This window comes from Thiobacter subterraneus (assembly GCF_055379455.1).
The window spans coordinates 2276680-2294259 of record NZ_AP042402.1; the positions used below are offsets into that span (position 1 = coordinate 2276680).

Genomic DNA, 17580 nt, shown 5'->3' on the forward strand with positions numbered 1-17580 from the left:
ATGGATCATGCTGAAGAGACTGTTTGCATTCTGCATTTTGTCGCTGGCCTGGCCTGTCCACGCGGCACTCAACGTCTTCGCCTGCGAGCCCGAGTGGGCCGCCCTGGCGCGGGAACTCGGCGGTGATCGGGTGAGCACCTACGAGGCGACCACGGCGCTGCAGGATCCCCACCGCATCCAGGCCCGTCCGAGCCTGATTGCCCGCGCCCGCACTGCCGATCTGGTGGTGTGCACGGGCGCCGACCTGGAAGTGGGGTGGCTGCCCATGGTGCTGCGGCAGGCGGCCAACCCCAACGTCCAGCCGGGCCGGCCCGGCTACTTCGAGGCCGCCGCCTTCGTGCCCCTGCTGGAGGTGCCGGCCCGCCTGGATCGTGCCGAGGGCGATGTCCATCCCCGGGGCAATCCCCACATCCAGCTCGATCCCCGCAACCTGTTGCGGGTGGCGGAGGCGCTGGCCGCGCGCATGGGCGAACTGGATGAGGCGAACCGCGCCCACTATCAGGCCCGGCTGGCGGATTTCAGAAGCCGCTGGCAGGCGGCCATCGCCCGCTGGGAACAGCAGGGTGCCTCCCTGCGGGGCATGCCGGTGGCGGTGCACCACAAGGTGTTCACTTACCTCTTCCACTGGCTGGGCCTGAAAGAGGTGGCGGTGCTGGAACCCAAGCCCGGCATCGAGCCTTCCGCCGCCCACCTCGCGGCGGTCCTGGAGGACCTGAAGCGGCAGCCCGCACGCATGGTGCTGCGCGCCAGCTATCAGGACGCGCGCGCCTCCCAGTGGCTGGCCGAACGCGCGGGCATTCCCGCTGTGGCCTTGCCGGCCACCGTGGGGGGCACGCCCGAGGCAGGCGACCTCACGGGACTGTTCGATGCCATTCTCAACCGCCTGCTGGCGGCCCAGGGCCAGCGATGAGCGGGCTCGAGTGGACGCTGCTCGCGCCGGCCTTCGTGGCCGGTTGCCTGGTGCTCGCCACCCACGTGCCCCTGGGCCTGCAGGTGCTCGCCCGGGGCATCGTGTTCATCGACCTGGCCGTGGCCCAGCTTGCGGCCCTGGGGGTGCTGGGCGCGGAGCTGGCCGGCTGGGAACCCCACGGGCTGGCCATGCAGGGTGTGGCGGTGGGTGCGGCGCTTCTGGGCAGCTTCGCGCTCACCCATGCGGAACGACGCTGGCCCGAGGTGCAGGAGGCGCTGATCGGCGTGCTGTTCGTGCTGGCGGCGAGCGCGGGCATTCTCCTCGTCGCCCACAATCCCCATGCCGGGGAACACCTGCAGGACATGCTGGCGGGCCAGATCCTGTGGGTGGGCTGGCCCCAGGTGGCGGCGCTGGCGGCGGTCACGGGGGTGCTCGTTGCCGTGCTCTACCTGGGTCGCGCCAGTCGCGCGCGTTTCCTCTTTTACGGCGTGTTTGCCTGCGCCGTGACGGCCTCGGTGCAGATGGTGGGTGTGTATCTGGTGTTCGCCAGCCTCATCATTCCGGCGCTGGCGGTGCGCCGCCTGCCGAAGGCAACCGCCGTGCCCCTGGGGCTGGCCTGCGGTGCGGCGGGCTACGCCCTGGGACTGGTCGCCTCGGCCCTGTGGGATCTGCCCGCGGGCGCGGTGATCGTCTGGGCGCTGGCCCTGTGCGCCCTGGCGCTTGGCCTGCGCCCCCGGCGCTGAGTCCGGCTCCCATCCCGGCGGCATGGCGCGATTGCCGTGCGCTTCGCCGCTGTGTCACAATCCCCGCGATCCATCCACTGCCACGGGCGGGGAGCACGCTGCATGAGCCTCAAGCTGTCCATTCCACCGGTTGCCGGGAGCTCGGGTGTCGTCCTGGAGACCCGTCCCCGGCAGGTGAAGGAATGGCTGGAGGCCCTGCCCCTGGCCAATGGCTTCGAGGCGGCGCGCAAGCTGGCGGATGCCCTGGTGGCGAGCCGCGGCGTGCGTCTTTCGGAAGAGGCGCGGCTGCGCTTCCTCGGCCAGTATCGCCAGACCATCCACGCCCTGCTGCCCGCCCTGCGCCAGGAATACGAGGGGCGGCCCCTGCCCCTGAACGGGCGCCCCAAACAGGCGGCGCAGCTCGCCCGGGAACTGCTCACCGAGCTTTCCAACGGCTACAAACTCGCGCTGATGGAACTCGCCCAGCGGCGCTTCGTGCTGGGGGGCCAGAAACTCGCGCCCCTGGCGGCCCAGCGCATTCTCGAGGGCCTGGGGGACCTGCTCGACATCTGCTACGAGACCTATGCTCCCACGCCGGCGGGACTGTGGGCCGAGCTGCACCAGGTGTACTGGTACGCGGCCCGGGAACAGCATCACGAGACTCCCCTGCCGGCGGAGGAAGGTGGCGGCAGCGTCAACGAAACCTACAAGCGCATCCTGCTCACCGCGCTGGCCGATCCCTACCGCCTGTTGCAGGGCCAGCTCAGGGTGGTGCGCATGTATCTCACACGCAACGCGGGGCGCGCCCTGCTGCAGGCCCTGGCACCGGCCGAAGCCCCCCATGGCCTGTTCCTGGTGCGGCTGGACGAGGACCGACCCCCCCGGCCCCTGGCCCATCACAGCGGCGCCACCGATGCCCGCAGCGACATCCTTCTCAACACGCTGCCCTTCGTGCGTCAGCTGCACGAGCAGCTGCAGGCGGTGGAGGCGGGCACGCCGGCTGCGGATGCCGGTCTGCCGGAAGCCGCCGATCCCGCTGCGCGCGCCCTGTTGAAACGCCTGCTGCCCCAGTGGGGGCTCGGGCCGCGGCGGGTCTTCCAGCGCCTCGCGGCGGATCAGGATGCCTACATTTGCACAGGGCTGTCGGCGCTCTACCACACGCTGGCGGGCGCGGGCGATCTGCTCGCGGAGGCGGCGCCGGAGCAGCACGAGGAAATGGAAATCACGGTGCAGCTTGCCCGGGCGGGCGACCGCACCGGCCAGCATGCCACTTACAACTGCGCCACCTGGCACGTGGTCAATGAAAGCGCGGGCGGTGTTGCCCTGGTGAACGCGCCGGAGAACGTGAGCCGCATCCGGGTGGGCGATGTGATCGGCCTGCGCACCGCCCACGGCGAGTGGGGCATCGCCGCCGTGCGCTGGATCCAGGCCGAGAGCGCCGAGCGCCTCCATGTGGGCGCCCAGTTCATCGCGCCGCGGGCGCTTGCCGTGGCCGTGCGTCCCACCATCACCGCGGCGGATGCTCCCTATCAGCCGGGGCTGCTGTTGCCCGCCGTACCCAGCCTGAGACAGCCGGAGCGGCTGCTGGCCGCGCGCGGCACCTTCCACCCCCAGCGCGAGCTGGAACTGCGCGGCGCCGAGGGCACCCGCATCGTGCGCGCCGGCCAGCTGCTGGAGCAGACCGACAGCTTCGAGATTTTCCTGTTTGCCTGAACTGGTTCAGGCACCCGCGCCGCCGGCGAGATCGGCCAGGGTGGTGTTAAGGACCGCTTCGCCACTTTGGGCCAGGGCCTCCAGAAAATGCGCGATGCCCGGATGGCGGCTCGCGGCGGCCTGGTCATCCCAGAGGAACAGCCGGTACACCTGCCGCAGCACGATGTGCGTCGGGGCACGGGCCAGCAGCCAGCCACCCTGCTCGGTTTGGGCGACGAAGCCTGCCGCGCCCAGGGTCTCGAGGAGGGCTTCCGTCTCCGCGGCATCGGTCGGCAAACCACGTTGCAGCGCATTCAGTGACGGTGTCTCGCCCCGTTCCTGGGCTGCCGCCAGCGCAAGCAGCAATTCCAGCGCGGCGACGAAATTCGAGCCGGGCCGGTGCGTTCGCGCGCCGGCGCCCGCGACCCAGGCGGGCAGGGCAGCCGTGATCACCGCACCGCCCAGCACCACCAGCCACGAGAGATAGATCCAGAGCAGAAAGATGGGCAGCGCCGCGAAGGCGCCGTACACCAGCCGGAAAGTGGGAAAGCTGGTCACATACCAGGCGAAGCCCTTCTTCATGAGTTCGAAGGCGAGCCCCGCCGTGAGCCCGCCCACCAGAGCGTGGCGGAACGACACCCGGCGGTTGGGCACCAGCAGGTAGAGCAGCGCGAAGGCAAGGGACACGAGCAGCAGGGGCACCGGCCGCAGCAGGTGCACGCCCACCAGCGGGATGTGTCGGGCATAACCCAGCGAGAGGGTCATCAGGTAGGAGGTGATGGACAGGCTGGCGCCCAAAAGCAGAGGCCCGACGGTGAGCACGGCCCAGTAGGTGACGATGCGCTGTCCGAGGGGTCGCGTCTGGCGCACGCGCCAGATGGCGTTGAAGGCTTCCTCGATGGTTTGCATGAGCATCAGGGCCGTGAGCACCAGAAAGGCGATGCCCACCAGGGTGAGGCGCGCCGCCTTCTCCGAGAACTGCACCATGTAAACGGTGATGATCTTGCCTGCGATCTCCGGCACCATGTGGGTGAGCAGGAAGATCTTGAGTTCGGTCATCAGATCCCCGAACACCGGGAAGGCCGCCAGCACCGCCAGCGCCACCGTGATCAGGGGCACGAGGGACAGGAGTGTGGTGTAGGCGAGCGCCGCCGCAGTCTGGGGGCAACGGTCTTCGAGGAAGCGCCGGGAGACGAAGCGCACAAAGGCCGGGCTGCGCCTGAGCGCGCGCCACAGGGCGGGGCGGGGAAACATGGGGCGGACGGTAGCACCCGCCCTTCGCGAGCGTCAAGGTTGCCGCCGGCGGCAGCGAAATACGGGATAATCGTCACGCCCAGGGAGACACAGCTCCAGAGACATTGCTCCCGAGACAGTGGAGGAAACATGAATCCAGCAGAACGCGCACGGCGGCTCGTGCGCCGCTGCCATGCCGGCGTGATCGCCACCCAGTCCCACGACATGCCCGGCTTCCCCTATGCCTCCTTCGTGGAATTCGTGGCCGACCACCAGGGGCGGCCGGTGATGCTCATCAGCGCCCTGGCCGAGCACACCCGCAACCTGCATTATCAGCCACGGCTCAGTCTCGCGGCGGCCGGGGCCATTGAAACCAACGTGCTGGCCGCGCCGCGCTTCACCTGCGTGGGCGAGGCCCGGCTGGTGCCCGACGGGGAGATTGCCGCCTGCCGGGCGCGCTATCTGCGCTACCTGCCCCACGCGGCGGATTACCTGTCCCTGGATTTCGCCTTCTGGCGCATCGAGCCGGTGCGGCTGCGCAGCATCCCGGGCTTTGGCGCGGCGGTCTGGGTGACCGCGGGCGACTATCTCGCCCTGGGCAGCCGCCTTGGCGAGGTGGAGGACGAGATCCTCACGCACATGAACCAGGAACACCGCGATGCCCTGGCCGTCTATGCCCGGGGGGCGGGGGTGGCACGGCCGGGCGAGGTCGCCATGGTGGGCATAGACTGCGATGGTTTCGATCTGCGCGTGGACGGGCGCCTCCTGCGCATCGACTTTGCCGAGCCGGTGTGGGATGCGAAGGGTGTGCGCGACGCCCTGGTCAGGCTGGCCCAGGGCGGGCGGGGTGCAGCGTGAGGCTGGCCGTCGCCCATTACGGCGCCATCGTCAGTCTGACGGCCCTCATCTTCCTCTGCCTGGGGTGGGAGCTCCTCTGGGCGCCGCTGCGTCCCGGCGGCTCCTTCCTCGTGCTCAAGGTGATCCCGCTGCTTTTGCCCCTGTTCGGCATTCTGCGCGGCAGGCGCTACACCTATCAGTGGTCGGCCATGCTGATCCTGCTCTATTTCACGGAGGGCGTGGTGCGCGCCTGGTCCGATGGCCCGCCGGCCTCGTACTTCGCTCTCGCGGAAGTGGCACTGTCCCTGGCCTTCCTGTTCAGCGCCACTGCCTATGCCCGACTGAGCGCGCGCAGCCCGGGCTGAACCCGGCGGGTGGCCTCATGTCTCACGCTGCATGGAAGAACCAAGCCTGCCCCGTTTCCTGTGCGACGTGATGCTGGCGCGGCTTGCGCGCTGGCTGCGTGCCGCGGGCTATGACACCGCGCTGGCCGCGCCGGATGCACCGGACGACGCGCTGGTGCGGCGGGCGGTGCTCGAAGACCGCTGGCTCATCACCCTGGACCGGCAGATTGCCGACCACCGGGCGGGGCGCGGCCGGGTGATCGTGCTGGAACATGGTCCGGTGGCCGTCCAGGCGGCGCGGCTTGCCGAAACCCTGGCGCTCGACTGGCTGGCCCGGCCCTTCAGCCGCTGCCTGCTGGACAATGCGCTGCTCACCCCAGCCTCACCCCATGCCGTGAGCCGGCTGCCGGCGCGGGTGCAGGCGGAGGCTTCCGGGTTTGCGGCCTGCCCTGCCTGCGGCCGCCTCTATTGGGCCGGCTCCCATCACCGGCGCATGCACGCCACCCTCACGGCCTGGCAGGACGCCGCCCTCAGCCGCTGACTTCCACCAGCCTGCCGTCGGCGTAAACCAGCGCGCTGCGCACGCGCCGTCGGGGATACAGGGGAGCGACCGCCGCGCGGTAGGCGGCGAGCTGGGCGCGGTAGGCGGCAGGCGGCGGCTCCTGCGCCTGTTCTCCCATCTTGTAGTCGAGGATCCACACCTCGTCGTCGAATTCCACCAGGCGGTCGATGCGGCGCAGCTCGCCGTCCAGGTTCACGCAGGGCACTTCGTTGAGGGCGCGGCGAAACCGGCTGGCATCGAAGAAGCGGGCAAGCTGCGGGGCGGTCACCAATGCCTCGGCCTCCTGCCAGAGGGCATCGAAATCCGCCGAAGCCAGTCCCAGTTCCCGCCGCAGGCGCTCGCGCGGGGGCGGTGCGCCCGGTGTGGTGAGCACTTCCAGCATGCGGTGCAGGGCGATGCCCCGCCGGATGGCGGGCGTGTGAACCTCGGCCACTCGCCTGCCCACGGGTGTGGGGGAAGGTGGGGACGTGGTGACCGGCGCGGCCGCGGGGGTCAGGCTTGTCTGCACAGGGGGCGGCAGCTGGGCAAGATTCAGGGGATGGTCGCAGCCGGCCGCGACGATGCGGCCATAACCGCTTTCCCTCTGCTCACTGCCGGAGGCGCTCACGATCAGGTATTGCTTGGCCCGTGTGAGCGCCACGTAGAGCAGGTTGAATTCCTCGGTGCGTGCCAGCGCCGCCTCTTCCTCCAGAAGCCCAAGGCGCGCCCGGCCCCGTTCGTCCTGACGGGTGTAGAAGGAGAAATGCACCGGCGCGTCGGCTCCCGGCGGCCAATGCACCAGCACCCGGTAGCTGTCGTTGGCATTGGGCTTGTGCTGGGCATCGATGAGACAGACGATGGGGGCCTCCAGTCCCTTGGCCCCGTGGATGGTGTGGATGCGCACCGCATCGCCGCCGGCGTCCACCGCGCCCTCGTCCGGCGCCTCCTCACCCGCGTCGCGCAGCGCGGCCAGCTCCTGCAGGAAGCGGGGCAGGGAAGGATAGCGGCCGCCCTGCACCTTCAGGGCGAGTTCCAGGAAGGCGTTCAGATTGGCATGCACGCCCGCCTGTTGCGTTGCCGGCACGGCCGCGGCGTAGCGGGCGTGGATGTCGCCCTCGAAATAGATGCGGTCGAGCAGGTCGTGCACCGGCAGCCGGTCGGTGAGGGCGCGCCAGCGATCCAAGAGCTCTGCGGCGCGCGTGAGCGCCGGCGACGCCTCCCCCGCCGCCACCAGTGCGGTGAGCCGCTGCCACCAGGTGCGCTCGGGACGGCCCGCCAGTTGGAGCAGATCCGCGTCGTCGGCGCCGAACAGGGGGCTTTTCAGAACCTGGGCCAGACGCAGGTCGGCAAAGGGCAGCACCAGGAATTCCAGCAGGGCACCGAGATCCGCGGCTTCCAGGGTCTCCAGCAGCCCGCCCTGGCGCGCGGTCAGGTACGGAATGCCGGCGGCCTTGAAAGCCTGCTCGAAGTGGATGAGGGGCGTCCGCGTCCGGGTGAGCACCATGATGTCGCCGAAGCGGGCGGGCCGCTCGCCCTGTTCATCGCGCACCGGCAGCCGGCCCACCAGTTCCCGCAGGGTGGCCGCAAGCTGGCGCGCTTCCCGGGCCTGGGCGCGCTCGTCTTGGGGCGGGGCTTCCTCCAGGGGATTGCGCAGCCTGGTGGCGGGCGCGACTTCGCGTTGTTCGCCTTGCACCAGGGGCAGGATGAGCACGCCGCCGGGCCGGTCTGCGTCGTGGGCCGTATGGGGCCGGAAATGGGGAAACTCGGCCACCTCCCGGAACACGCGGTTGACCAGGTCGATCACCGCCGGGGCGCAGCGCCGCGACTGGTCCTGGGTGAGATACACCGCGCCGTAGTGCTGCCTGAGCCAGTCCCGGGCCAGATCGAACAGGCGCGGCTCCGCGCCCCGGAAGCGATAGATGGACTGCTTGGGATCGCCCACCAGGAACACGGTGGGACGACGGTCCGCGGCTTCGCTCGCCGCAAGCCAGGTCCTGAGGATTTGCCACTGCACCGGATTGGTGTCCTGGAACTCGTCCAGCAGGATGTGGCGATAGCGGGCATCCAGCTTGTATTGCAGATACTCGGCGTGATCGCCTTCGGCCAGCAGCTGCCAGGCAAACAGCTCGATATCGGCGAAATCCAGGACGGCCTTCGCTTCCTTGAGACGCTGGTAGTGCCCGAGATAGGCCACCGCGCAGCGCAGGGCCGCCTCGTTGAGATGCTGGATGCGGGCTGCCAGCCGGGCTTCCTCGGTGTCGAGCAGGCGCTCGACCAGGGCCTGGCAGCGTTCGAGGGCGCCGGCGCCCCCATGGCGCTCGGCGAGCCGTACCCACTCCGCGCGCAGCTTGCCCTCGCCGGTGAGAGCGGTCTTGCGGATGGCCTCGAAATATTCCTCGTCGCCGCGCCCGTTGCGCGCCAGGTTGGCGGCCAGCCCGCGCTGTCTTTCCGTACCTCGCGCCAGCAGCTGCGCCAGGAAGCCGGCTTCCGTTTCCCCGCCGGCGGCGAAGAACTGCGCCACGGGATCGAGGCCGGGCACGTGGCCCAGCTGCTGCCGCAACTGCTCTACGGCATGGGCCAGGGGATCGGCGCAACCCCGGGTGTAGGCCTGCCATTCGGTGCGCCTTAGCAGGAAATCGTCCAGGGCGCGGCGCGTGTTGTTTAGCCCCCATTCCCGGAACAGCTCGCCAAGGGCCTGGGCTTCCGGTCCGTCCGGCGCGTCGGCCAGACGGTCGGCGAAGGCCTGCCAGGCTTCCTCCCGCAGCGCCGCCGTGTGTTCCAGCAGGGAGACGTTGCCCGCTGCAGCGAAGGCCAGCGGCGCATGGCGCAGCAGCTTGAGAAACCAGCCGTGGAAGGTGTCGATGGTCAGACCCGGTTCCGCGGCGAGTACCTGCTCGAACAGACCCCGCGCCCGTGGCAGCAGGTCTTGCAGGGCATCGGCGCTCACGCCGCGCTGGAGCAGAAAGTCTTGCGCCTTCTCTTCCGGCAGGGTGGCCAGCAGGCGCAGCCACTCGTTGAGGCGGGCCTGCATTTCCTGTGCGGCCTTGCGGGTGAAGGTGATGGCGAGAATCTCGGAAGGTTTTGCACCCGCCAGCAGGAGGCGCAGGATGCGCGAGACCAAAAGCCAGGTCTTGCCACTGCCCGCGCAGGCTTCCACCACCACACTGGCCGTGGGATCCAGCGCCTGGGAGGTGAGGGCGTCCGGAACACTCATGGCACTGGCGCCCAGAACGCGCGCCGGCACAGGCCTGCCATCTCGCAGTGACCGCAGGTCTCCTCCCGTCCCTGGGCGCGCAGGGGCGCGCCGGCGCGCAGGGCCCGGACGAGCTCGATGAGCCGTGCCTCGACCGCAGCAGCCTCTTCCCCGATGTCCCGGGGGAAGGCCACCGTTTTCGGACCGTCCCTGCCCAGCGTGAGATAGGCGGCGTGCGCTACGGGTTCACCTGCCAGCAGGGCATAGACCGGCAGCTGCACGTCCTCGCCCGGCTCCTGCAGCCGTTCGCGCAGCCTGGTGGGGTGGCCGGTCTTGTAGTCCAGCACGGCCACACGACCCCCGGCTCGGTCCAGCCGGTCCAGGGTGCCCACCAGTTCCACGGCGGCTCCATCGTCCAGGGTGAGCAGGCGGCGGCGTGGGGCTTCCTGTTCCGCCACCGTCCATCCGTCCTGCTCCCGTTCCTGCTGCCAGGCAAGGTATGCGGGCAGAACGGCCTCCCAGGCAAGCTTCCAGGCGTGGTTGATGTAGTTCTGCGCCAGGAGCGGCGCGAACACTTCGTCGGTGATCCCGCGCAGGATCCGTTCGGCCTCGGCCATCCCCAGCCGCGTAATGGCGGCATGGCGCGCGTGGAAGCGCGCCAAAATGGTGTGGACCACTTCGCCGAAGTCCTGCTTCTCCATTTCCACCGTGACCTCGTCCTCCTCGTTGAGGCCGAGCACGTGTCGGGCGAAATACTGGTAGGGACAGGCGAGCAGACTGTTGTAGCCGCTGGCGGAGATCCGGGCCGGCACCTGGGCGGGCGCGAGACGCGGCGCCGGGCAGGGTGTGGCGCCGGAAGCCAGGGGGGGCGCCGACGCGCCGTCGCGCAGGACGAGGTCATCCTGCCAGGCCATTTCATGCAGGGTGGCGAGCACGTCCAGCCAGGGACTGGGCAGATGGGTTTCCCCGTCCACCTCGCTCTGCCAGATGGCGAGTACCCGATCGGCCGCCGACAGCAGCGCGGCGAGATCCCTGCGCTGCCATTCCAACACGTCGCTGCTCGTGGGCAGCCCAAGTTCGGCGCGCACTGCCTCGTTGAAGAAGACATTGCCCTCGCCGCGGGCCGGCAGTTCCTCTGCGCCGGCCCCCAGCAGGATGACGCCGTCGAAACGGCGCAGCCGGGTGGCGGCCAGATGGGTGAACACGACCGGACTTTCGATGCCCGCATCGCGAAAGGTCGCCGCTTCCAGCTGTGCGTCGAGCAGCCGCCGCCATTCGGCCAGGGTGAAGCGGCCGGGGGTTTCGCGTGCATCCTCGGCCAGGGTGGTGAGCAGGGCAAAAAGCTGGGCGCCTGCGAGATCCGCCCGCAGCGCCTCGCTGACGCCCAGGCCGTCCAGGGTCTCCTGGAGGACGGCGAACCAGTGGGCGAGGGGCTGCGCCTCCCGCGGCCAGGGCCGGCGCGCCGCCTCCAGGCGCTCCAGGAGGGGCAGGCTCGCGGAATCGGTCTCCCGCGCCGCCGCCCGGTAGTGGGCGAGCCGGGAGACCAGATTGCGGCGGCGGATGAGCCGCTCCAGCTCGTACACGGCTTCCCGCCGCTGGGGTGCCGGAATGTCCGCGAACACCATGGGCGACTTGAGGAAGTCGAGGAGTTCCCGGTGATGGAAGTCGCTGGCCAGGAGATCCAGCCAGCGCATCACCACCGAGGCGGCCGCGGCGGTGGAAAGTGTCCAGCCCGTCTCGTCCGCCACCAGGATCTCCCGGCGTTCCAGCAGCGCACGCAGCCGCCGCGCCGCCAGCCGGTTCTGGGCCACGACGGCAATGGACTGGCGGCCCTCGGCGAGCCACCGGCGCACCTGGGCCTCGGCTGCCTGGGCGGCCTGTTCCAGGCTGGGCGCGCCCAGCAGGTGTAGCCGCTTCGAAACGGGACTGGCCGGGAAGCACCGGCGCAGCCGGTGGGCCCGTTGCGCCAGCGTGTCCGCGCCCGCCAACCAGGCTGCGGCCAATACCTGCTGGAGGGGCTCCCCGGCGGAATCCAGCACCGCCGGGACGAACAGCCGCACCGGCGCACGTTCGGCATAGCGGATGAGGCATTCCGCTTCCACCGGCGCAAGCTGGCTGACACCCACGGCATAGAGGGGCGCGCTGGCCTCGCGGGCGAGGCGGGCCAGCCGCAGGACATAGGCGGTGGTGGCATCCGGCCGGTCGGCCAACACCGTGTTGTGTACCTGCCAAAGACTGTGCACCAGCCGGGCCTCGAAGCGCAGCGATGCGCCTTCCCGGGCGCCGTAGGCGGCCGCCAGGCGCCGGGCAAAATCCGCCTCGTCCCAGGGCAGGCCCACTTGGTGCAGGGTGATTTCGTCGAACAGGGTGGTCAGCGCCCGGGCCATGCCCCAGCGGTCCTGCTCGCGCAACCAGCCCCGCTCGCGCAGGGCGCCGTAGAGCAGGGCCTGACGGGCCAGCTCCGGGGTCTCCGGCCGTTCCAGAGGCACCTGGGCCGCCAGCTGGGGCAGGGTGGTGAGGCGGGGGAGCAGCAGGGTGGGCCGGCCGGCGGCCCGGGCCAGGGCGCGGGCGAAGGGGGCGGCGGCGTGCAGGCTGGGCAGGAGGACGATGAGTCCCGACAGATCCGGCAGGGCATCGCCGTGCAGCTCGACGAGGCGCCGTGCCGCCTGGTCCAGGGCGGCGGCGGGGGAAACGGTCTCGGTGAGGGAGGCCAGGGCGTCCGGGATCACGCGCGGCGGGCGCCGGGGGGCTTCAGCGGATGAGCTGGTCGCGCTTGTTCTTCACCTTCGCCCATTCGTCCGCGTCCGGCAGGGGATCCTTGCGCTCGGTGATCACCTTCCAGACCTTGGCGAGCTCGGCATTGAGGGCGATGAAATCGCGCTGATCCTCGGGCACGTCGTCTTCCGCATAGATCGCCTCCACCGGGCACTCGGCCACGCACAGGGTGCAGTCGATGCACTCGTCCGGGTCGATGACCAGGAAGTTGGGACCCTCGTGGAAACAGTCCACGGGACAGACGTCCACACAGTCGGTGTATTTGCAGCGGATGCAGGCTTCGCAAACGACGTAGGCCATGGCAGATGTCCCGAATCAGGCGCAAGAGCTTCGATTGTAGCTTCGGCGCGGCCCCGGAGCAAAACCGGCGCACCGCTTCCCAAGGCCCCGGATTTTCGCTAGCATAACTCCAGCCAGTCCAATATCAACCCCAATAAATCAACGCATTAGCCCATCACCCAGACCGCCGCACCGGCGGCTTTTTCGTCTAGCGAGGATGTCATGAGCGAACACATTCACTACGTCACCGACGATTCCTTCGAACAGGAGGTGCTGCAGTCCGAGCTGCCCGTGCTGGTGGATTTCTGGGCGGACTGGTGTGGGCCGTGCAAGATGATCGCCCCCATCCTGGACGAGGTGGCCCAGGAGTACGCCGGCAAGATCAAGGTGGCCAAGCTCAACATCGACGAGAACCAGGCCACGCCGCCCAAATACGGGATCCGTGGCATCCCCACCCTGATGATCTTCAAGAACGGCAACGTGGAAGCCACCAAGGTGGGGGCCCTGTCCAAGTCCCAGCTCACCGCCTTCATTGACAGCAACATCTAAAGCGTCTATTTTTCCGTCTAAAGTTCTCCGGCCGGGTCCCCGATAATCCCCAGCAAGGGGGCCCGACCACTTCGCCGGCGGCAGGTCGGCAGCCCGCCGGGTCCACTCCGCGTTTCGACTCCTTCCTCAACCGTTCTCTGCCCCACGAGTTTATGCATCTTTCCGACCTCAAAAGGCGTCACGTCTCCGAACTGGTGGAGATGGCCGTCGCCAACGAAATCGAGAATGCTGCGCGCATGCGCAAGCAGGACCTGATCTTCGCCCTGCTCAAGAATCAGGCGCGCAAGGGTGAAAGCATCTACGGCGAAGGGACCCTGGAGGTGCTCCAGGACGGCTTCGGCTTCCTGCGCTCGCCTGACAGCTCCTATCTGGCCGGTCCCGACGACATCTACGTCTCTCCCAGCCAGATCCGCCGCTTCAACCTGCACACCGGCGACACCATCCAGGGCGAGATCCGCACGCCCAAGGACGGCGAACGCTATTTCGCCCTGGTGAAGGTGGACACCGTCAACGGTGAACCGCCGGAAAACGCCAAGAACAAGATCCTGTTCGAGAACCTCACGCCGCTGCATCCCACCGAGATGCTCACCCTGGAGCGGGACATCAAGGCGGAGGAAAACATCACCTGCCGCGTGATCGACATGATCGCGCCCATCGGCAAGGGGCAGCGCGGGCTCCTGGTGGCGCCGCCCAAGACGGGCAAGACCGTGATGCTCCAGCACATCGCCCATGCCATCACCGCCAACCATCCGGACGTGGTGCTGATCGTGCTGCTCATCGACGAACGGCCCGAGGAAGTGACGGAAATGTCGCGCACGGTGCGCGGTGAAGTGGTGGCCTCCACCTTCGACGAACCCGCCACCCGGCACGTGCAGGTGGCGGAAATGGTGATCGAGAAGGCCAAGCGGCTGGTGGAACACAAGAAGGACGTGGTGATCCTGCTCGATTCCATCACGCGCCTGGCGCGCGCCTACAACACGGTGCAGCCGGCTTCCGGCAAGGTGCTCACCGGTGGCGTGGACGCCAATGCCCTGCAGAAGCCCAAGCGCTTCTTCGGCGCCGCGCGCAACATCGAGGAAGGGGGGTCGCTCACCATCATCGCCACCGCCCTCATCGACACCGGCAGCCGCATGGACGACGTGATCTACGAGGAATTCAAGGGCACCGGCAACCTGGAGATCCATCTCGACCGGCGTATGGCGGAGAAACGCATCTACCCCGCCATCAACGTCAACCGCTCCGGCACCCGGCGCGAGGAATTGCTCATCAAGCCCGACGTGCTCCAGAAGATCTGGATCCTGCGCAAGCTCCTGTATCCGATGGACGACCTGGAAGCGATGGAATTCCTCCTGGACAAGATCCGGGCCACGAAGAACAACCAGGATTTCTTCGACAGCATGCGGCGGGGTTGAAGGGGCTTCCAGGCCTGCCCCGCTGCGGGGTCGCATCCCCGCTGGTGCGGGGCCCCTGCTCCGCCCTGCGCGGGGCGACCTTCCAGCGATGGCATACCTCCTCGACAAGATCCGGGCCACGAAGAACAACCAGGATTTCTTCGACAGCATGCGGCGGGGTTGAAGGGGCTTCCAGGTCCGCCCCGCTGCGGGGTCGCATCCCCGCTGGCGCGGGGCCCCTGCTCCGCCCTGCGCGGGGCGACCTTCCAGCGATGGCATACCTCCTCGACAAGATCCGGGCCACGAAGAACAACCAGGATTTCTTCGACAGCATGCGGCGGGGTTGAAGGGGCTTCCAGGTCCGCCCCGCTGCGGGGTCGCATCCCCGCTGGCGCGGGGCCCCTGCTCCGCCCTGCGCGGGGCGACCTTCCAGCGATGGCATACCTCCTCGACAAGATCCGGGCCACGAAGAACAACCAGGATTTCTTCGACAGCATGCGGCGGGGTTGAAGGGGCTTCCAGGTCCGCCCCGCTGCGGGGTCGCATCCCCGCTGGTGCGGGGCCCCTGCTCCGCCCTGCGCGGGGCGACCTTCCAGCGATGGAATTCCCCCTGGACAAGATCCGGGCCACGAAGAACAACCAGGATTTCTTCGACAGCATGCGGCGGGGTTGAAGGGGCTTCCAGGCCTGCCCCGCTGCGGGGTCGCATCCCCGCTGGTGCGGGGCCCTTCCCATCGGGCGGGCAGGCAGCCGATTCCCCCGGGGTTCTTGCGCGGGGCCGGCTTTTCCCCCATAATTGCCAGCTTTCCCTGCCAGGGCGCGCCCCGGGCGCGTCCGGAAATCACGCATTTGCGCAGACTTCAAGGACTTGCGATGAAACCCGAGATTCATCCCGCCTACGCTGAGATCACGGTGACCTGCAGCTGCGGCAACACGTTCAAGACCGGCTCCACTCTGGGCAAGGACCTGCACATCGAGGTCTGCTCCCAGTGCCATCCCTTCTACACCGGCAAGCAGAAGATCGTGGACACCGCCGGCCGCGTGGAAAAATTCCGCCAGAAATACGGCCGCAAGTAAGTGTCCGGGCGGGAGAAAAAAAGCGGCTTCGGCCGCTTTTTTTTCGTCCCTGCAAACCTTCTGCCCGGGCTGGCAGGAAACTTGCTCGCGATATTGCTGTGGCCGAGTCTTTGGCCGTATCATGGCCCTGTCACCTCTGGTTTTCGCGGCTGGCCGCGGCCCATTGCGCCGCCGGGCTGACGCGGACAACCCGAAGCGGGCCGGTTCCGGCGACGATTTCCTGTCACCTTTGACAACTGACGCAGACAGCAGGTCCATCGGTGGTGTTTTCCTTTTTTCGCAGGGGCAAGAACCAGGACGGGCCGCCCACCGTGACGCCGCCGCGCCCCGTGGTGCCGGCGGGGGCGACCCCCCAGCCGGCTGCGCCGGTGGCTGGCGAGCCCCCGCCGAAGGCCGAGCCGCCGGCCGAGGCGCCCGAGACCGACTGGGATGATCTGCTGGTGGCTTCCACCCCCACGGCGGAGTCCTACTCGGCGGTGGAAGAGGCCGCCGTGCTCTACGCCAACGAGCGCGTGGCCGAGGCCATCACCACCCTCGAGACCTTCCTGCGGGAGAACGCCGGTTCGCGCGACTTGCAGCCCTGGCTGCTGCTGTTCGATCTGTACCAGTCCCAGGGCATGAAGCAGCAGTTCGACGAACTGTCCATGGAGTTCGTGGTGCGCTTCGAGCGTTCCGCGCCGGTCTGGGAGCCGCCCAGCATGGCCGCGCCGGCGGCGCCCGCTGCGGCCAGGACGGCTGCGGGCCCCACGGTGGCCCTCAAGGGGACGGTGGACGCGCGCGCGGAGCCGGCCATCCAGCGCCTGCTCAAGCTGGCAGAGGGCCAGAACGTCGTCCGGCTCGACGTCACCGAAGCGGAAGGAATCGACGCCTCCCGCGCCCAGCTCCTCGCCGAGGTGCTGCTGATGATCCGCAAGGCGGGCAAGCGCGTGGCCCTGATCGGGGGAGGCGAGTTCACGGCCCGGATCCGGGCGCTCACGGCAGGCGCGGGCCGGCAGGAACCTGCCTACTGGCGTCTCCTGTTCGAGCTCTATGAGTTCCAGAACCGTGTGCAGGAGTTCGAGGACGCAGCGGTGGACTATGCGGTGACCTTCGAGGTCTCGCCGCCGTCCTGGGAACCGGTGGCGGATCTGCCCGTGGAGGGAGAGGAGGGAACCGGCGCCGCTCCGCAGAACGTGCAGGAAGCCGAGGGCGACGTGTTCCGGCTGGAAGGCGTGCTCGATTCCGCGCACGAACACCGGCTCAAGGAGTTGGAGCGTTTTGCGGAAGGGCGCAGCGAGATCACGGTGGATCTGAGCCGGCTGGTGCGGGTGGATTTCATGACCATCGGCTCGGTCATCAGCACGCTCATCAATCTCAACCAGGCTGGCAAGAAAGTGACGCTTTCCGGCCAGAACGAAATGGTGCATGCCCTGTTCGAAGTGATGGGCGTGCGCGATTTCGCCACGCTGGCCCGGCGCAAGGCGCGCTAGCGCCCGGGCCGGCTTTCTCGGGACTCCCTATGGAACAGTTTCACGGCACGACCATTCTTTCCGTGCGGCGCGGCAGCCGCGTGGCCATGGGCGGCGACGGACAGGTCACGCTGGGCAACGTGGTGGTGAAGGCCTCCGCGCGCAAGGTGCGCCGACTCTATCACGACCGGATCCTGGCCGGTTTTGCCGGCGGGACGGCGGATGCCTTCACCCTGTTCGAGCGTTTCGAGGCCAAACTGGAAAAGCACCAGGGGCATCTGCTGCGCTCGGCGGTGGAACTCGCCAAGGACTGGCGCACCGACCGCATGTTGCGCCGGCTGGAGGCCATGCTGGCCGTGGCGGACCGGGAAACCTCGCTCATCCTCACCGGCAACGGCGACGTGCTGGAGCCGGAGCACGGCCTGGTGGCCATCGGCAGTGGCGGACCCTACGCCCAAGCCGCCGCGCGCGCCCTGCTGGACCACACCGATCTCGCGCCGGAGGAAATCGTGGGCAAGGCCCTCACCATCGCCGCGGACCTGTGCATCTACACCAACCAGAACCACGTGATCGAAACACTCGACTGACG

General features: G+C 68.8%; 14 protein-coding genes and 1 pseudogene. 11 read left to right on the top strand and 4 right to left on the bottom strand.

Translation table 11 applies throughout. The features are described 5' to 3' along the window. Nucleotides 1-7 precede the first annotated feature (7 nt). The 3 genes from ACZ42P_RS11260 to ACZ42P_RS11270 all read left to right on the top strand — a co-directional run bounded on the left by ACZ42P_RS11260 (nt 8) and on the right by ACZ42P_RS11270 (nt 3345). The gene (locus ACZ42P_RS11260; RefSeq protein WP_464897633.1) at nt 8-910 is read left to right on the top strand and encodes a metal ABC transporter substrate-binding protein; all 903 of its coding nucleotides are present in this window, start codon (nt 8-10) and stop codon (nt 908-910) included. Next, on the top strand, nt 907-1653 hold the full coding sequence (locus ACZ42P_RS11265) for a metal ABC transporter permease (protein WP_464897634.1): 747 nt from the start codon (nt 907-909) through the stop codon (nt 1651-1653). The genes ACZ42P_RS11260 and ACZ42P_RS11265 overlap by 4 nt, the downstream gene beginning before the upstream one ends. 102 nt (nt 1654-1755) lie before the next feature. Continuing rightward, a complete protein-coding gene (locus ACZ42P_RS11270) occupies nt 1756-3345 on the top strand; it encodes a hypothetical protein (protein ID WP_464897635.1) in 1590 nt (529 codons plus the stop codon). 6 nt (nt 3346-3351) lie between these two features. Here ACZ42P_RS11270 and ACZ42P_RS11275 read toward each other — a convergent pair whose 3' ends face one another. Beyond that, the gene (locus tag ACZ42P_RS11275; RefSeq protein WP_464897636.1) at nt 3352-4578 is read right to left on the bottom strand and encodes a YihY family inner membrane protein; all 1227 of its coding nucleotides are present in this window, start codon (nt 4576-4578) and stop codon (nt 3352-3354) included. Nucleotides 4579-4707: 129 nt separating this feature from the next. On the opposite strand from ACZ42P_RS11275, the gene ACZ42P_RS11280 reads away from it, so the two are divergent. Genes ACZ42P_RS11280 through ACZ42P_RS11290 form a run of 3 tightly spaced genes read left to right on the top strand, consistent with a single transcriptional unit; the run spans nt 4708 to nt 6279 of the window. Further along, nucleotides 4708-5415 carry a HugZ family pyridoxamine 5'-phosphate oxidase gene (locus tag ACZ42P_RS11280; protein ID WP_464897637.1) on the top strand — a complete coding sequence of 236 codons (708 nt, stop codon included), beginning with the start codon at nt 4708-4710 and terminating at the stop codon, nt 5413-5415. Further along, nucleotides 5412-5759, top strand: a complete 348-nt coding sequence (locus tag ACZ42P_RS11285; protein WP_464897638.1) for a DUF2069 domain-containing protein — start codon at nt 5412-5414, stop codon at nt 5757-5759. The genes ACZ42P_RS11280 and ACZ42P_RS11285 overlap by 4 nt, the downstream gene beginning before the upstream one ends. 31 nt (nt 5760-5790) lie before the next feature. Then, the gene (locus ACZ42P_RS11290) at nt 5791-6279 is read left to right on the top strand and encodes a Mut7-C RNAse domain-containing protein (protein WP_464897639.1); all 489 of its coding nucleotides are present in this window, start codon (nt 5791-5793) and stop codon (nt 6277-6279) included. Here the strand turns inward: ACZ42P_RS11290 and ACZ42P_RS11295 are convergent. The 3 genes from ACZ42P_RS11295 to fdxA are packed head-to-tail and all read right to left on the bottom strand — an operon-like array spanning nt 6269 to nt 12547. After that, nucleotides 6269-9493, bottom strand: a complete 3225-nt coding sequence (locus ACZ42P_RS11295; RefSeq protein WP_464897640.1) for a UvrD-helicase domain-containing protein — start codon at nt 9491-9493, stop codon at nt 6269-6271. The two genes, ACZ42P_RS11290 and ACZ42P_RS11295, sit on opposite strands and share 11 nt — an antisense overlap. Beyond that, entirely contained in the window at nt 9490-12201 is a 2712-nt protein-coding gene (locus tag ACZ42P_RS11300) for a PD-(D/E)XK nuclease family protein (protein ID WP_464897641.1), read from the bottom strand. Before ACZ42P_RS11300 ends, ACZ42P_RS11295 begins: the two co-directional genes overlap by 4 nt. Nucleotides 12202-12223: 22 nt before the next feature. Further along, entirely contained in the window at nt 12224-12547 is a 324-nt protein-coding gene (gene fdxA, locus ACZ42P_RS11305; protein WP_464897642.1) for a ferredoxin FdxA, read from the bottom strand. A 201-nt stretch (nt 12548-12748) separates the two neighbouring features. On the opposite strand from fdxA, the gene trxA reads away from it, so the two are divergent. From trxA to hslV, 5 genes and pseudogenes are all read left to right on the top strand, one after another. Next, the gene (gene trxA, locus ACZ42P_RS11310; protein ID WP_464897643.1) at nt 12749-13075 is read left to right on the top strand and encodes a thioredoxin TrxA; all 327 of its coding nucleotides are present in this window, start codon (nt 12749-12751) and stop codon (nt 13073-13075) included. Nucleotides 13076-13227: 152 nt separating this feature from the next. After that, nucleotides 13228-14487, top strand: a complete 1260-nt coding sequence (rho, locus tag ACZ42P_RS11315; RefSeq protein WP_464897644.1) for a transcription termination factor Rho — start codon at nt 13228-13230, stop codon at nt 14485-14487. An 852-nt stretch (nt 14488-15339) separates the two neighbouring features. Beyond that, a pseudogene (gene rpmE, locus ACZ42P_RS11320) lies at nt 15340-15540 on the top strand (50S ribosomal protein L31); the annotation flags it as partial. Nucleotides 15541-15806: 266 nt separating this feature from the next. Further along, a complete protein-coding gene (locus ACZ42P_RS11325; RefSeq protein WP_464897645.1) occupies nt 15807-17012 on the top strand; it encodes an STAS domain-containing protein in 1206 nt (401 codons plus the stop codon). Nucleotides 17013-17041: 29 nt separating this feature from the next. Beyond that, complete coding sequence (gene hslV / locus ACZ42P_RS11330; RefSeq protein ID WP_464897646.1) at nt 17042-17578, top strand: ATP-dependent protease subunit HslV; 537 nt, start codon at nt 17042-17044, stop codon at nt 17576-17578. The last annotated feature ends 2 nt before the right edge of the window (nt 17579-17580 follow it).

What these genes read in the sequence shown, in the direction of transcription:
- ACZ42P_RS11295 (WP_464897640.1), bottom strand. Translation starts at nt 9,493, where the DNA reads ATGAGTGTTCCGGACGCCCTCACCTCCCAGGCGCTGGATCCCACGGCC.
- ACZ42P_RS11290 (WP_464897639.1), top strand. Translation starts at nt 5,791, where the DNA reads ATGGAAGAACCAAGCCTGCCCCGTTTCCTGTGCGACGTGATGCTGGCG.
- ACZ42P_RS11280 (WP_464897637.1), top strand. Translation starts at nt 4,708, where the DNA reads ATGAATCCAGCAGAACGCGCACGGCGGCTCGTGCGCCGCTGCCATGCC.
- trxA (WP_464897643.1), top strand. Translation starts at nt 12,749, where the DNA reads ATGAGCGAACACATTCACTACGTCACCGACGATTCCTTCGAACAGGAG.
- hslV (WP_464897646.1), top strand. Translation starts at nt 17,042, where the DNA reads ATGGAACAGTTTCACGGCACGACCATTCTTTCCGTGCGGCGCGGCAGC.
- ACZ42P_RS11265 (WP_464897634.1), top strand. Translation starts at nt 907, where the DNA reads ATGAGCGGGCTCGAGTGGACGCTGCTCGCGCCGGCCTTCGTGGCCGGT.
- rho (WP_464897644.1), top strand. Translation starts at nt 13,228, where the DNA reads ATGCATCTTTCCGACCTCAAAAGGCGTCACGTCTCCGAACTGGTGGAG.
- ACZ42P_RS11260 (WP_464897633.1), top strand. Translation starts at nt 8, where the DNA reads ATGCTGAAGAGACTGTTTGCATTCTGCATTTTGTCGCTGGCCTGGCCT.
- fdxA (WP_464897642.1), bottom strand. Translation starts at nt 12,547, where the DNA reads ATGGCCTACGTCGTTTGCGAAGCCTGCATCCGCTGCAAATACACCGAC.
- ACZ42P_RS11270 (WP_464897635.1), top strand. Translation starts at nt 1,756, where the DNA reads ATGAGCCTCAAGCTGTCCATTCCACCGGTTGCCGGGAGCTCGGGTGTC.
- ACZ42P_RS11275 (WP_464897636.1), bottom strand. Translation starts at nt 4,578, where the DNA reads ATGTTTCCCCGCCCCGCCCTGTGGCGCGCGCTCAGGCGCAGCCCGGCC.